At 36.9% G+C, this 15,878-nt stretch carries 13 protein-coding genes and 2 pseudogenes; 7 read left to right on the top strand and 8 right to left on the bottom strand.

The features are described from left to right. From ACFINW_RS08875 to ACFINW_RS08860, 4 genes and pseudogenes are all read left to right on the top strand, one after another. Positions 1–81: pseudogene (locus ACFINW_RS08875) on the top strand (DNA helicase); the annotation flags it as partial. Positions 82–184: 103 nt separating this feature from the next. Continuing rightward, positions 185–625, top strand: a complete 441-nt coding sequence (gene ssb / locus ACFINW_RS08870; protein WP_375674208.1) for a single-stranded DNA-binding protein — start codon at positions 185–187, stop codon at positions 623–625. Positions 626–639: 14 nt separating this feature from the next. Continuing rightward, positions 640–978: a hypothetical protein gene (locus ACFINW_RS08865; RefSeq protein ID WP_375645013.1), complete on the top strand. Its 339-nt coding sequence runs from the start codon at positions 640–642 to the stop codon at positions 976–978. After that, positions 965–1,519, top strand: a complete 555-nt coding sequence (locus ACFINW_RS08860) for a hypothetical protein (protein ID WP_375627967.1) — start codon at positions 965–967, stop codon at positions 1,517–1,519. The genes ACFINW_RS08865 and ACFINW_RS08860 overlap by 14 nt, the downstream gene beginning before the upstream one ends. Here ACFINW_RS08860 and ACFINW_RS08855 read toward each other — a convergent pair. Then, positions 1,503–2,048, bottom strand: coding sequence for a hypothetical protein (locus ACFINW_RS08855; protein WP_375627969.1), 546 nt, complete (start codon positions 2,046–2,048; stop codon positions 1,503–1,505). The genes ACFINW_RS08860 and ACFINW_RS08855 overlap by 17 nt on opposite strands. 215 nt (positions 2,049–2,263) lie before the next feature. Here ACFINW_RS08855 and ACFINW_RS08850 point away from each other — a divergent pair, with 215 nt between their 5' ends. The 3 genes and pseudogenes from ACFINW_RS08850 to ACFINW_RS08840 all read left to right on the top strand — a co-directional run. Further along, a complete protein-coding gene (locus tag ACFINW_RS08850; protein WP_375637144.1) occupies positions 2,264–2,599 on the top strand; it encodes a hypothetical protein in 336 nt (111 codons plus the stop codon). Continuing rightward, positions 2,580–3,908, top strand: a complete 1,329-nt coding sequence (locus ACFINW_RS08845) for a PBSX family phage terminase large subunit (RefSeq protein ID WP_375637145.1) — start codon at positions 2,580–2,582, stop codon at positions 3,906–3,908. The genes ACFINW_RS08850 and ACFINW_RS08845 overlap by 20 nt, the downstream gene beginning before the upstream one ends. Next, a pseudogene (locus tag ACFINW_RS08840) lies at positions 3,893–4,652 on the top strand (portal protein); the annotation flags it as partial. The gene ACFINW_RS08845 and the pseudogene ACFINW_RS08840, both read left to right, overlap by 16 nt. A gap of 157 nt (positions 4,653–4,809) precedes the next feature. On the opposite strand, the gene ACFINW_RS08835 reads toward ACFINW_RS08840, so the two are convergent. The 7 genes from ACFINW_RS08835 to ACFINW_RS08805 all read right to left on the bottom strand — a co-directional run. Further along, on the bottom strand, positions 4,810–5,133 hold the full coding sequence (locus ACFINW_RS08835) for a helix-turn-helix domain-containing protein (RefSeq protein WP_015856199.1): 324 nt from the start codon (positions 5,131–5,133) through the stop codon (positions 4,810–4,812). Between the two features lies 1 nt (position 5,134). Next, complete coding sequence (locus ACFINW_RS08830; RefSeq protein ID WP_375616946.1) at positions 5,135–5,485, bottom strand: type II toxin-antitoxin system RelE/ParE family toxin; 351 nt, start codon at positions 5,483–5,485, stop codon at positions 5,135–5,137. Between the two features lie 578 nt (positions 5,486–6,063). After that, entirely contained in the window at positions 6,064–6,843 is a 780-nt protein-coding gene (locus tag ACFINW_RS08825) for a hypothetical protein (protein WP_375674206.1), read from the bottom strand. 105 nt (positions 6,844–6,948) lie between these two features. Then, entirely contained in the window at positions 6,949–7,527 is a 579-nt protein-coding gene (locus tag ACFINW_RS08820; protein WP_273791740.1) for a hypothetical protein, read from the bottom strand. Between the two features lie 82 nt (positions 7,528–7,609). Beyond that, complete coding sequence (locus ACFINW_RS08815) at positions 7,610–8,332, bottom strand: hypothetical protein (protein WP_375674204.1); 723 nt, start codon at positions 8,330–8,332, stop codon at positions 7,610–7,612. 1,521 nt (positions 8,333–9,853) lie between these two features. Beyond that, a complete protein-coding gene (locus ACFINW_RS08810; RefSeq protein ID WP_375674202.1) occupies positions 9,854–14,827 on the bottom strand; it encodes a DEAD/DEAH box helicase in 4,974 nt (1,657 codons plus the stop codon). An 820-nt stretch (positions 14,828–15,647) separates the two neighbouring features. After that, on the bottom strand, positions 15,648–15,878 hold a 231-nt coding region (locus tag ACFINW_RS08805), incomplete at its 5' end, for a hypothetical protein (protein WP_375674200.1).

The raw sequence follows: 15,878 nt of genomic DNA, 5'->3' as shown, positions 1-15,878 counted from the left end.
ATAGCAAAACAACGCCATGGTCCGACAGGAATCGTTCCCCTTGCCTTTCAATCCGATTTTACACGCTTTAGTGATTTATAACATAATGTAAAACATTAAATAATTGTTATTAGCTAACTGAAAACATTGTAAAAACACATAAAACATGTTATGATCTTTACATCATTTAATGGGACTTACAAACATGCTTAATAAAGTGATTTTAATTGGCTATTTAGGTGCTAATCCAGAAAGCAAAACAATGTCATCTGGCATCGAGGTGGTCAATTTTCGAATGGCAACGTCTGAGAGCTATACAGACAAGGCAACCAATAAAAGAATAGACAAAACCGAATGGCATTCCATTGTGGTGTTTAATCCACACTTGGCAAAAGTAGCACTCCAGTATCTGAATAAAGGCAGCAAAGTTTATATCGAGGGGCGACTACAAACCCGTAAATGGCAAGATAAAAACGGTGTTGATCGCTATGTAACAGAAGTCATATTGCCTCAGTACAAAGGCGAGTTAAAGCTTTTAGATGGCAAAAATGATGATAATCAAGAGCCGTCATCAGCTTATGACAGAAGCATTTACAGACCTCTTGATACACCCCATACCGTTATGAATGACAGTGTTCCTTTTTAATAGAGGGTATTTAAATGTCTGATAAGCCGCCGCTCCATACCTTTAGTGCAATCTGTAAATCTAAGCCAGTTTATAACTATACTATTACAGAGCAAGAGATAAAATCATTACAACATAATAATAAGATTGAGACATTCTGTAATATATCATCAGACTTTCTAATTGTAATGATGGTCATTATCTTCGTGTGGATGATACGTGATGATGATGATTGGAAAAAATTAGCAGCCTTTGGTATATCAGTAGTGTTACTGTTATTTGTAGTGATTTTGGGTGGAGAGACACGGTCAAACTCAGAGAAAATTTGGGAAAACGTTAAACAGGTGCCTGAGGTTATCTGTGAAAAAAAATAAAAAAAGGGGACGCCCTAAAATAGCAGGGCAGGTAAGAGAACCAAACGGACGTATATCACGTGCAAAAGCACCGCGTGAAGCCGTTGATAAATTGGCAATAGAAATGCGTGCAAAGCGCTTCGGTTTAACGCTACAGGAGGCAAAAAATCCACTTTCTGGTACCTATATCGGGCGGCTTTGTTTGCAAGGCGTGATTACTCAAGAGCAATATGATGCCGCGCAACAATATCTACAGATAAGGAATAATTACCTTTGTGCAAAGGGCTTGCCTAATGCTATTTATGATGATGTTTCTACAAACTCAGACCCTAATAGCTTTGAGCAATGGGTTGAAAAAGCAACGCGTCATTATCAATCTGTTCACGAGGCAATAAAAGAGGCGCAACATCTCTATAGACAGTACAATCTTTATGCAGCGCTACAGTACCTTGTTAGTGAAGATCAAGAATTACTACATCTTGTGAGTTCGCTAAAGGTTGCTCTTAATGCGCTTCAAAAGTATTTTTCGCAAAATTATGTAACTATCAATAAAAGTGAATGATAAACTTATATAACGCTTCACTTTCATAATCTAGTTTATGAAGTTTTCTTTTATTTTCAATTATCCGCTTTTCAATTATAGGAAGGGCTTTCAGAATTTCTGATTCCTCCATATGGTTCTTAGATTGTTTTGCTTTATTTAGATCCTCTATTGCACTTATTTTTTGTAGCATACTGCCGGTTAAATCGCTAAAACTATTGTTTCTTTCCCACAGTATATCATGCCATTCTCTTATCATATTTACATGTTGTTCAAAACGTTCTTTTGATAAAGTCGACATGTTATGCAAGAAATATACTTCTTCTATCATTCTAATTTCTTTGAATCTTTTTTCCCACCATTCGTTTCCATGAATTAGGTGATTATGAAGTTCGGTTTTTAATTCTGTGGTTACTTTTGAACAGAATAACTTATTAAAAAATGAAGAAGATTCTTCAGAATTAGCATATCCATTTGAAGTGGATATAAAACACGTTGTAAAAAGTGCGATAATTAATACGCTTCTAAATAAAGATTTTTTTATAAACATCATTTCTACCTTATATGTCTACCTTAATGTGCACTTTATCTGTTTAACTGATTCACTTTGAAATTATCAATATGTGTTATTTTAGTGTTGACAAAGTGTAGCAAATCGTATTTAATGACAAATACGGCACTTGTCGTATTGTGTCTAGACGAGAGGCAGTGCAGTTTGGAATCCCCGCATTTGCGGGGTTTTTTATTATCTGGAGGGCGTATTTTATGACATCAGAAAATACACAGCAGGCTCCACAACCCATTAAAAAGCGTATACCCCCAAAGGCAGGTCAAGGGCGTGTCAAAGGCGTTCCGAATAAGATGACGCGCATTTTAAAAGAAGCAGTGGTTAAGGCTGCTGAGAATGCTGGGAATAAAATTGGCAAGGATGGTTTGATTTCTTATTTGGAAAAACAGGCTATGGAATGCCCCGCTGCTTATTTAGCGTTGCTTGGTAAGGTGTTGCCTTTACAGGTAACAGGTGAAGATGGGGGAGCCATTAAGATCATAACGCGTGTAGAAATTGCTCCTTTAACAATGAATGACGACAAGACAGATTAAGATTGTACCAAAACTTATCCCTATTTTTGATGGGGATGCTTTGGTACGGGCGGCGTGGGGTGGACGAGGGTCTGGAAAGACAAGATCATTTGCATTGATGGCTGCTTTAAAAGGCTATCAATTTGGTATGCAGGGGATATCGGGGACCATTCTTTGTGCACGTCAGTTTCAGAATTCTTTGGCAGAAAGTTCATTGGAGGAGATTAAGCGCGCCATTGAAGCGCACGACTTTTTAAAGGACTATTACAAGGTTGGGGAATCGTCGATTAAGTCGATAGATGGTCGCGTAGCCTTTCAGTTTTCTGGTCTGGACCGTAATATTGCGAGCATTAAATCGATGGGGCGTATCTTGCTTTGTTGGGTTGATGAAGCAGAGCCGGTAACAGAGACGGCTTGGCAAACGCTTATACCGACTTTGCGAGAAGAAGGAGAGGGATGGCGGGCAGAATTATGGGTGACATGGAACCCGTTGCGAGAGAATGCCCCCGTTGAGAAGCGGTTTCGCTTTTCAGACAATGAGGCAATCAAGCGTGTTGAGATCAACTGGTCAGACAATCCGAAGTTTCCCAAGATCTTGAATGAAGCGCGGCTTGATGATCTGAGAAACCGTCCAGAGACCTATAAGCATATCTGGGAAGGGGCTTATCTTACAGCGGTTCAAGGCGCTTATTATCAGAAAGAGATGTTGGCAGCCGAGCAGGAGGGGCGGATAGGGCGTGTTGCTCGTGACCCTTTAATGCAAATACGTGCTTTTTGGGATATTGGGGGGACAGGCGCCAAGGCAGATGCCACGGCGATATGGATAGCACAGTTTGTGGGGCGAGAAATTAGAGTGCTTAATTATTACGAAGCACAGGGACAGCCATTATCCGAGCACATAGGCTGGTTACGTCAGAATGGCTATGAGAAGGCATTGATGGTTTTGCCTCATGACGGTGCGACCAGAGACCGTGTGCACAATGTGAGTTTTGAAAGTGCTTTAAATGATGCGGGCTTTGAAACACAGGTTGTTCCCAATCAGGGAGCAGGGGCGGTTAAGATGCGTATAGAGGCGGTGCGGCGTATTTTACCTTCAGTTTGGTTCAATGAAGAGACGACCGTAGCAGGGCGCAAAGCACTGAATTGGTATCATGAGAAATGGGATGAGAAGCGTGGCATTGGTTTGGGAGCAGAGCATGATTGGTCCAGTCATGGGGCAGATGCCTTTGGATTGATGTGCGTGGCTTATGAAGAACCTCCGACGATACAAAAGCGACCAGCTTATAGCGGCAGAACGGAATATGAGAGTACCTCATGGATGGCAGAATGATGTATGATGAAGAGCATTTAGAGAAAGAAAGTAACGCATCAGATTTGTCGACAGAAGGCTTATTTCGCAAGCTTGTCAGATGGTACAAAGAAGATGTGGAGCATGTGAATAAATGGCGCGAACATGCAAGAGAGGATTTTCGATTTTACAATGGTGATCAGTGGAATGAGGCTGATTTAGCGGCGTTAAAAGAGCAACGCCGCCCCGTTATGACGTTTAATCGTATTGCACCATTGGTTAATGCCGTTGTGGGTTCAGAGCGTAACAATAAACGAGAAGTGCAGTTTATTCCCCGTCAAGTAGGGAAGGCATTGCCTAGTGAATTGCTTACCGGTGCGGCAGAATGGTTTCGGGACATGGCGCATGCAGAATACGCTGATAGTGATGCTTTCCAAGATGCGGTTATCTGCGGCATGGGGTGGACTGATACACGGCTTGATTATGAGAACAGCCTCGATGGTGAACCGGTCATTACGCGTTTAGACCCGTTAAAGATGGTTTGGGATAGTGCAGCGGTGCAACCGAATTTAACCGATGCACAACGCATGTGGTATGTAGACCGCAAGCCCTTGGAAGTAGCCAAGCAGATGTTTCCAAAATCTCATTGGACAGAGCTGAGTGCGGATTGGGCGCGTGATGGGGTTGCTTATGAGGGCATTCATCATAATGATCTTGAAGCTTATAATGATGAGAAGGGCATTGATGTTGAAAACGGTCGTCGGATGGTCACGCTTGTTGAAGGACATTATAAACAAAAATACAATAAAGTCAATAGTTTGTTTGTAATTATTTTATATGAATCCACTCAAGAATCCACACTTTTATACGTGATTCATTTGACTATTTTTTATATAAGATTGCCATGCATGAATAGATCCAAAAAAGCTAATCATAAAGAAGTTTAAGAAGAAAAAACAACTTCAAAATGTCCTTCAAGCGTTTTAACTTCTTTCGGATTAACAATAATCTTTATATCGTTTCCCAATTTTGCCAAACACTCAAGCATTTTCATTTCACTAATTCCTCGAAATTCTCCACTTAAGAGTTTAGACAGTTTTGGTTGAGTCATTTTCAAAAGTTGACTAGCCTGTTTTTGTGTTAAGTTCTTTTCTTTCAGAATTTGACTAATCTTATGAGCAAGTTGCGCTTTGATAAGCATCTCTCTGGAATCTGAAAAGCCAAGATCCGCATAAACATTGGAACTACCGTGAAAAACATTGATCATTTTAATTCCCTTCTAATTGTTCTGCTAACTTGAGACGTTCTTTAATCAGATTAATGTCTGGTTTTGCTGTTGCAATGCCACGGGTCGATTTTTTCTGAAAACAATGCAACACATAAAGAGATTTTTTATATTGTATCGTATAAACAGCGCGATAAGTTCCTTGAATATCGCGTTCAATAATTTCTAGAACATTGGCAGATCCAAACCCCTTGAGAACCTTAACATTTTCTCCTCTATCTCCTATCTGAGCAAGATAAAGAGCATAACCAATCCTTTGTTGAATAAGATCAGGAAGACTTTTTATATCTTTGAGTGAAGAACCAAGCCATATGATACGTTTTATTTTACTCATGATTATTAATATACTCATATGGGTATATTTTCAAGTGGCTATTCTAATTTTGTGATTTTTTAATAACTATTATTAATAAAATTGACTTGATAAAAATGGTAACAAAAAACCATAATTGTTTATTTGTTTTATGAAAAGCTGCTTTGTAAAAACCAACGCTTCCAAATGTAAAAAGAACGTTTTTTGCAGATATTTATTGAATATGCATTTGCTTTTAATTGGATTGATAAAGCTACCGAGCGTTTTGATTTGTTTGATACGTTTGATAGCCATAACAAGCGTTTATAGGTTCTCTCATTCAAATGAGTGATTAAAGATCATACGCACATTTACGTTTCTTTTGATAAGTTTTCATATCTCTCATAGAGCGCTTGCAATATGATACGTTTTGTATATATGCATTCATTACTCCATTGTGGATGATTCATTTTAATCAATAAGAAACGCTATTTGAAAGCCGCGTCATATCATTTGACACGGCTTTTTTTATGTTACTCTCTCTTTTATGATATGTTTATAGCAATGCATTTTATATGCGTTTATACACCATAAAGAAAGCACGCCCCCCACGCCGTTCTTTATTCTGTTTTATCAGTTATATTGACAACATTATCCCTTTCATACACCTCACATTTTTTTGGAACCAACCTTACTTTGCTTTTTTTATTGATTTTTGCATTGCCATAAACACGCCCCCAGATCGTTGCACAATATGAGATTTTAGCATTGCCATAAACAGAGCCATAAATCTCACAAGAGCCACTCACATAAGCATTCCCATAAACCTTGCCATAAATCTTTGCACGACCATTAATAACAGCATAATTATAAACTTTTGCATGGCTATAAATACAAGCCGAGCCAGAAACCTTGGCATGACCATAAACGCGTGCATAACTAAAAACCGTAGCATCATAAGAAACATGCGCATGATCATAAATATGAGCATCAGCAAGAATGCGGGCACTACCATTCACATGAGCATACCCATAAATATTGCCATAAACATGAGCATTGCCATAGACAAAAGCATGGTCATAAACTTTAGCATATTGAGAGATAAAAGCTTTTCCATAGACCTCAGCGTTGCCATAAACTTGACCACAGACTTGAGAAAAATGGCGTATTTTTGCATCATCATACACTCTTGCATGACCGTAGACACAAGCCTCATCATACACCCAGCAATTGCCATCATGGGATAGATTAGCTTCCTTTTCAATAAAGCCGCCTAAAGACCCCGCCTTTATATCATCAAAATCTTTTAAAGCTTTAATGCGATAAAGATTTATAATATTTCGAGTAAGTGCATGTTTGATTTTTTTAATTTCACTGGTTAATTCATATTTTTTGCACATAGGAGTACCCTCACAATCTAATGTGATAAACGTTTTCTAAAATTTGAAATGGAAAATTTGCTTAGAAAGCAGGCGCCCCCGCCGCGCCCGCCGCTGCTTTATTAATTAGACCCAGACAATCTCTAATTCACCATAAGGAGAGAGACGTTCAGTATAGGTTTTTATTTTAGTAGACCCGCCGACATTTTCACGAATAACAGCAATGCCATGAATATTGGCATTTTCATAAACATGTACGTTATTTGCTATACGAGCATTTTCATAAACCCTAGCATTGTCATAAACATAGGCATTATCATAAATAATATCCTTGCCATACACATGTGCATTACCATAAACATGGGAATTATCAGAAATAACAGCATTGCCATAAACATGGGCATTATCATAAACATAGCCAGCAATGATAGCATTGTCATAAACCCGCGCATGACCATAGATATGACCACAAGTGACAGCATTGCCAAAAACTCTTGCATTTTCATAAACGTGACCATTTTTAAACACAAGAGCCTCATCATACACCCAGCAATTGCCATCATGAGAGAGGTTATCTTCCTTTTCAATAAAGCCACCCAAGGCACCAGCCTTAACATCAGCAAAGTCTTTTAATGCTTTAATGCGATAAAGGGTATGATTATTAATTACACGCGTTTCATTTGTGAGTGCAAACTTCTTTTGCATGAGCACAATTCCTTTATAGAGATTTAAATTTTTAAATGAGATGTTTAAAGGAGGGCGCCCCCGCCGCGCCCGCGCGTGTCATTTACGCAGCATCACTTTCATATTCGCTGTCATTATCATCGCCATAATACCCTTCAAAATCAGCATAATACTCATGACGATAATAATCATCTTCGCTACCAAACTCAGGATATGCATCATCACAGATATCTTCATTAGCTGTTAAAGAGGCATTGCTATGAATATATGAAGAACCAGAGATAAGAGCATCACAAATAACGGCATCATCAAAAACACGTGATTCATCACAAATGTAAGCAGAGCCACTTATTTTTGCATTGCCTCCGACATGAGCATCATCACAAATGACAGCATTATCGGAAATATGAGCATGATCAGTGACACGGGCGTTATCATAAATTTGTGCATTGCCTTCAATTACAACGGCGTTGTTAGCATGCGCATTACCAGACAGCTTTGCATTGTCCTTTAATGTCATACCTTCAAAAATAGCATTCCCATAAATTTGAGCATTACCATAGACATCAACAAAAAAGCTTTTTACTTTAGCATTTCCAAAGACGCGTGCATTTTGAAAGACCCGAGCTTTATTATACACCCAGCAATTACCTTCATGAGATAAGTTGCTTTCATTTTCAATATACCCCCCTAAATCGCCTTTTTTGACATCATCAAAATCTCTTAAGGCTCTAATTCGAGTTAAGAAATGACCATCAATATATTCACAATCATCAATAAATTCGTATTTTGGAGATGTTTTTTCTGTATTAACAATAGAATTCATTTTTACACCTATTCGTAAATTAGTTTTCAATTGACACCCTATAAGAGCATCGGGTGCTGAAAACACGGCGAATAGTCCGTTGCTATGCTTTTCCCATAAGGGTATTGTATGGCATAGCTACACCCGACAAAATCACTATATATGCTAATCACAGCATAAAAGATAGTCAGTGTTTTAAAAGAAATGGAAAAGGTTTTTTCGCAACCTATTCGCTATTCGAAAGTGTTTTCATCACTTGGTTATTTATGTAACAAAATACGTATTTATTGTCAATTAATTTATAAACTTTTTTGATGTTTTTTTGTATTTTTTAAATACGTTGTGTATTGATAATATCTTATGCTTATTAATTGCTTCTTTTATATTTATGTGCTTTTAAAGCTATATTATAGGTTTTATTAAACGATTGCGTTATTTTCTGAATCTATACATTTATAATATTTAGAAACGCTCTCATTATGCGTATTTTAAACTTTATAACCTATCAATTTTGTCACTAAATGGCTTTTAAGATTTCTGTTAATTTCTTTTAATAATACATTTTAGACTTAACAGCCTTTATAGGGACTGTCTTTATAAACAAATGCTTTCATTTGCATTTTTGCTTTCTCTATAGTTGTTATGTTCTTTATAGCCATGGCATCATTTTTCATGTTCATAAGAGAAATGATAAATAGGATAATTACGATTTATAGACTGTTATGAAAACATCTCAATAGAAACTGATAATTATAGAGATGAGCAAAATCCCTTTTAATAAACTTTTGTCATTTTTGTCAGTTCTTTTTAGAACCTATATCATTTTTTTTAAATGAGAGAAAATTAAAATCATTATATTTCAATAAGTTAAGTTTTATCAATTTTTCAAAATACAACTTATTAAAACAGCCATAACAAATAAATACAACTGTAAATATATATTTGTCAGTTTATGTCAGTACATTGAATCGACAAAAGTGATCATTTAGTGAATGATTAAAACATGTCTTATGAGAGTATGTGATCTTTTAAAGCCTTTCAAAAGAAAGGGATTATAATCATAATAAATGCTATCAAGACCATTATGGTTATGAGTTTTGGAGGTGCTTTTTACGCCCCCCTTTACATATTTTTCAATAAAAAATAAAAGTCATTATATTTCAATATGTTATTTTTTATCAATTTTTCAAAAAACAACCTATATCAATAGTACAACCTATAAATTCAACTAATGCTCTATGTTTTGTAAGGGTTTTGGGAGGGGTAGAAACATTCAAAACCTATAAGTAATATAAGAAAATGAATATACATAACCCTCTTTAAACAAAGCTTTTGAAAAGGATAAAGCTATCATTTTAGATTACGGTTTAATCTTTTAAAGGCAATCCAAATAAGAGTATTTAAAAGTACAAAGCCTTATTTTTAGAATAACGCATATTAGGATTGTATCTAATCAACTTAACAAAAGAGGTATAGATTATAGTTATAAGCTCTATACCCCTTATGCGTTTATCATACCCATTATATGAGCATCTTTATAAGTTATTCAGTTTCTCTTAATACCAATTTGGGTAAGTTCTTAACAATCTTCATTGTTTCTAAACTTACGGTAATAACCCTTTGAAATAACTCTAGAGGGTAGGCAGGGTTGCCAACGGTTTCAACAGCATAGCGATTGGCATCATTCACAATACCACTCTTTTTATCAGTCTTAACACATTGACGCCCCATAACCCATTCAAGAGCGGGCTTGCCATTGACGATATACTCATAAGCTTCAAGAGGGATATCTGTTATTGTGATATTGCTATTGTAAAAAACAGTTGATTTATCCTTTTCCTTACTATTCTTAATTTTTGCGAATTTCATTTCAGTTACATAATAAAACTTTTCGGGATTAGAGATCTCTGTCTGTTTTGGATTACCCTTTTTAAAGGTCACAGGATAAGGTTCTACAGTTTCATAATTCACATGCAAATGACCCAATTCACGTCCTGCTGTTACAAACTTCCAAAAATCACCAGCACTCTTTACACAAGGGATACGAGGCAGTTCTTTAGAGAGGTTATCAGCATAACGAGCACGATAATCTTCCGAATGAAGCAAACCGTAAACGTAATAGAATAGATCATCTTTTGTTATGGTTTCATTAGGATAAGCTGCTTTAAAATAGTCTAGACCTTCATCCGTAATGGCATCACTCCTCTGTAAATCAGCTGTTTTGCTGTCTTCTGTAGCATTTGCAAACAAATATGACTGTTTTTCACCTTTACTTTTTGCAACCCTAGTGTCTTCGTAAATATAACGTGGAAAACATTGACTTTTTTCTATTGAATCCAAGTTAGGTATATCTTTAGTCATAAGTACAGAAAAGTCTTTTTTTGCTCCTATACCTGTAACTGCTATTACTTTATTTTCAACCGCTTTTCCCATGGGGAATATACAGGGCATTTGATAAACTCTATGGTTAAAAATACGACTATAGTAAAGCCATTGCTGCGTAAATGGACGATAAATACTTTGAATGAGGCATGTAGTTTCAAATTCAAAAAACTTTCCTTTTACAAACTCTTCTTTCAGACTACTACTCCAACTTATCTTGCTTTCATCTGTATCGACAAAATCATCTACAACCTTTACACGTACTTTACGTTCAGTATGTGGATAGGTATTGTTAAAACGTCCTACTTCACTGTTATAGAAAGCAATCATATAACTCATGTTTTTTGCTAAAGATTCACGGCTTGAGTTATATGCCCAAGCATCACGATTGGTTGAAATACCACAGGAATAAGTATTAAAAAGCTTTTTACCATGCCCTTTTTTATAACCTATGGATAAAAATGCTTTAAAATTGTCATCACGTTGACCAAGCCAATCATTATGCCTATCCGGTATAATTATTTTCCAACCTTGTTTACTTCGTGTAATGCCATCAATACTACCAAGGGACTCGATTATCGTAAGCTTTTCTTGCCTCGTGAGATAATCTCCAATATCACGAAAATATATCTTACCACGCTGTTGTGCATTTGGATTTTTTACGAGAACGGAAATCGCTATAGGGGCTCGAGATCCAGAACCAAAAATTTTACCACCTTCTTTTCGAGAAAGTTCTCCAGAAGTTCGTTGATTACCCCGTAAATGGAAAATATAAAGGCTGCTAAATTCTTCAACGAGGCATTTTCGTAAACCATCCATGGATTTAGTATCTACAAAACCCGCATTTGTCACAAACCCAATTACCCCAGCATTATCAATACGGTCACTAGCCCAACGGATAGCACGAATATAACTATCATAAAGCGCTTGCCTAAGATTTGCTTTAGATTGAGAAGCGTAAGTTTCACTAATACGTTTATTTAATATGGGATAGGGAGTATTCTTTGCATTATCATTTTCACTCTTTTGACCTACCGAATAAGGAGGGTTACCAAAGATAACTTCAATATTGAGGTTTTTCTGAAGTTCTAAATATTCACTGTTTTTCTCTAGTAAACCTCTCATCAGATCTTGTTTTTCAAGCATCCGGAATGTATCGGTTAAACCAATATGTTTGAAAGGAATATACTCTCCTTTCTTCAAACTATGATAAGTCGATTCAATGTTAATGGCTGCTATGTAATAGGCTAGTAAGACAATCTCGTTGGCATGGATATCATGACGGAACTTATATTCCATATCCTCTGGTTTTATGAGCTTTGATTGTAAAAGCCTTGTGATAAAGGTCCCCGTTCCAGTGAAAGGGTCAAGAATAGAAACTCCACGTGACCCCAAGCTTTTTCCAAACTCATTACGCAACACATCATCAACAGAATGAATGATAAAATCCACGACCTCAACGGGGGTATAAACAATCCCAAGCCTATCCGTGGTTTTCTTAAACGCCTTGGTAAAAAAATCTTCGTAAAGTTTGATAATAAGATTTTGTCTTGCCTGTGGTTCGGTAATGCCAGAGGCACGGAACTTTACGCTGTCATAAAACTCTTGTAATTCTTTGGATTCTTCCTCAATATTGGTTTTATCGAGTTCTGTTAAGATTTTTTCCATTGCTTGCGAAATGGCATTGTTTTGTACAAATTCATTGCCCTCAAACAAGGCTTCAAACACGGGACGCGTCACAAGATGTTGCGCTAACATCTCAATCGCTTCTTCTTGCTTTATCTCACTGTTTAAGTTGTTTTTTAATTCCTTATAAAACGCATCAAAGGCATGATAAGCTCCGCTTGTTTGATCAGAAAGCAGAGTTTGAAGGCGTGTGATATGGTTTTGTGCAATCTCAGCAACATTGTTCGCCCAAATGCCCCAATAATCACTCATAGTAGATTTTTTAACAATCAGTGTTTTGAGAGCATTGGGAAACTCAACAAAAAAGGGTAATCTTCCTGTTACGCTATGACTATGTTGCGGTTCATGAGCTTGTGTCCCAATACAAAGTCCGGATTTTTCTGATTTTTCGTGAAGCGTGATTTCGTCAATAACCGTGGTGACATTCTCTAATTCGGTCTTTTTAGAAACTGTAACAATGTCGATGATAGAGCTTACGTCTTGTCCTAAGACCATCTGGTTAAGGGTTTTACTAAAATTCTCATCATGGGCAAGCAAAGCATTGAGAACTTGCCAGACAACACTGTATCTCTTATTGTTTTTTAATGCCTCTTCTGGTGAAACACCAGCAGGAACACCAACCGGCAAAATGATATAGCCCATCTTTTTGCCTTTTGCACGACGCATCACACGTCCCACTGCTTGTATCACATCCACTTGGCTTTTACGCGGGTGTAAAAACATAACCGCATCAAGGGAAGGAACATCAACACCTTCTGAAAGGCAGCGTACATTGGTTAATATACGGCAGACATTCTCACCCGCATCTTCTTTCAACCAATCAAGTTTTATCGTACGGTTTTTGGCACCAGATTTTCCATTAATATGATCTACTTGACAGTTAAGAGGGGGAATATTTTTATGGTTTTCATGAAGATCACGTAAATCTTTCTTAACTTCTTCATCGTTGAATGTTCTACATATGCGTTCAGAAGTATCAATATCTCTACAAAAAGCCAAAGCCCGATGCATGGGTCTTGTATCATCTCCAAGATCAATTTTCAGATCCATTTTGGTAAGAGCTTGATAACAACCCATGATCTTTGTTCTATCATCAAGAATAAGTTCATAATTCTCATCTGTCATCAGATGCTGGATAGATTTACTCACTTCTCCTTCATCAACACCTAAAACGATAATCTTGTAAGGCGTTAAAAGTCCATTTTTTACAGCATGGGAGAAACTATAAGAATAAAGGATTTTTCCATAAAGCTCTTCATCATCCATAGAAGCCAGAACGGCATCAATCTCATTAGCTTGTTTTTTGGCATTATCACTAAAGATACGAGGGGTTGCTGTCATATACAGACGTTTCTTTCCCCGAATAAGGCTATTATTATGAACCTTGATAAACTCAGATTCACTCTTGTCTGTTCCTAACACAGCTCCAGTGGTACGGTGTGCTTCATCACAAATGATCAGATCAAATTCCGGTAAAGCATATTTCTTTTGCGCATCCGAAATCACTTGAATCGAATGGTAGGTAGCAAAGACCACTGTCATGGCATCAGGAGAAACCTTATTGGCTTTTTCTCCAAGCTTTTGAGAATCTGTTGTTGCTGGTAGAGCGAGATCCGAGACATCGAGTTCGGCAGCATCATCTTGGGCTTTACGACGCTTGCCAACTTGTGTATCAGAACACACCGCAAAGGAACGCAAGGGTATTGCTGTATCTGCTGTCCATTCTCTTATTGTTTGTGACATTAAAGAAAGAGAGGGGACAAGGAATAAAACACGTTTACCTTGACCAGCAAGAGCTTCTGCTATCTTCAGACTGGTAAAGGTCTTTCCCGTTCCACACGCCATAATCAGCTTGCCACGGTCTGCTGTTTGTAAACCGTCACAAACAGCTTTAAGCGCTTCTTGTTGATGATCTAAAAGCTTTTTCGCTTCTTTTTTCTTAAGAGTAGCTTCCCCTTTGCTTTCAAAGGTTGACCAATCTATTTGACTGTTTTCCAGATCGAAAAGATTAATCCGTTGAATGCGGACTCCTTGTCCTTCACAGGTGAGATCGGCATTGTTACTCCAATTACCTTCGGTGCTATCAACCAGAATACGGCGTGTGAAGATCTTTTTTCCCGAGGCAGCAATAAAGCTATCAATATCTTCTTTCTTGATCTGATGATTTGCACTATAAAACTTACATTGAATAGCGGCATATCCTTCTTCATCACGAATTTTAGCAACCAGATCAATGCCAATATCACGCCCATCTTCCCCATGCTCTTTTGCCCATTCACAATAGGTTTGAACCTTTTCATATTCTTGGCATTGTAGAGGGTCTTGCGTCAAATAAGCAATTACAAACTTTTCAAAAGAAGTTCCTCTATCGCGCGCACTTTCTGTATGATCACGGTAGGATTGTAACAGAGAGCGTAATGTCAGTGGTTTGTTATGAGATTGAAGCATTTATAATAAAACCCCACCGCTTTATAAGCGTTGATCTATCGATGTCAAAAAACTTTAAATAGAATCTGCTAGATCTATTTAAAACAAATAGCAATAATAAAATAAAAAAAGGGTGCTAAAGACCCACAACCTGCTTAAAAAGAAATTTTATTAAAGGTTACTTATCCACAGCCTATGACATGAGGTAAAATCAGCAAAATAGTGAATTTTGCTGTTCGTTTCACGTGTTCATCAAGACAAATGAACTATGTGCTTTTAAGATATCATAATGAGTATTTTGATAGGTTTTATGAGTCACTAAAATAGTCTATTTTGTCAGTTTAATTTTCTGACACAAACTGACAAATATATATTATGGATTGTATTTAAGGTTGTATTGTCGATATAGGTTGTATCATTAAAATACTAACATATTGAAATATAATGTTTTTAATTTTCTCTCATTTAAAAAAATAATATAGGCTCTAAAAAGAACTGACAACACTGACAGCACTGGACAAAACTCTTCTGTTTAGATCATTATCTTTGGAGAAAGGTTGCTTAATGCGCTGTACAGAGAGTTTTGCCTATTTGAGTAGAAAGTTTTAAAAGAGATTTCTTATTGTTTTCTATGATGGTTTTTGACGACAGGATGTGCTTGATAGGATGATGTCTCGTTTATATGCGTGTTGAGTGGCTTAGAGGAGCTGGAGAGTGAATTTATCTCTAATTATTGATAAATATATTGTAGCATTAAACTGGGGATATTGATGTATTAACCATTGACGGGCTAAACAGTTTTGTTTAGAGGTTTTTCCATAGAAATGTGGGGGAGAGATCTTCAGCAGTTAAAATAAAGTGGTTTTTGTAAAATAAAGCAGTTTTTGGATGTCACTTTTTGGGTCACAGAGGCATGTGCTTTTGTTAAAAGCGTTATAGGGCAGTGGCTGTTTTGAGTGGATTTATTAGCGGTTCCATGAAGTTCTTTTAAATCATGCTTCATGAATAGTGCAAAGCGGGGGCAATCTGTATTGTTTTGTGTATTTTTACGCCAAAGTTCTCTTTTGAGAAT

It is taken from the genome of Bartonella sp. AA18HLJMS (assembly GCF_042197245.1).
Classification (GTDB): domain Bacteria; phylum Pseudomonadota; class Alphaproteobacteria; order Rhizobiales; family Rhizobiaceae; genus Bartonella.
This window is presented reverse-complemented; position numbering and strand designations above follow the sequence as displayed.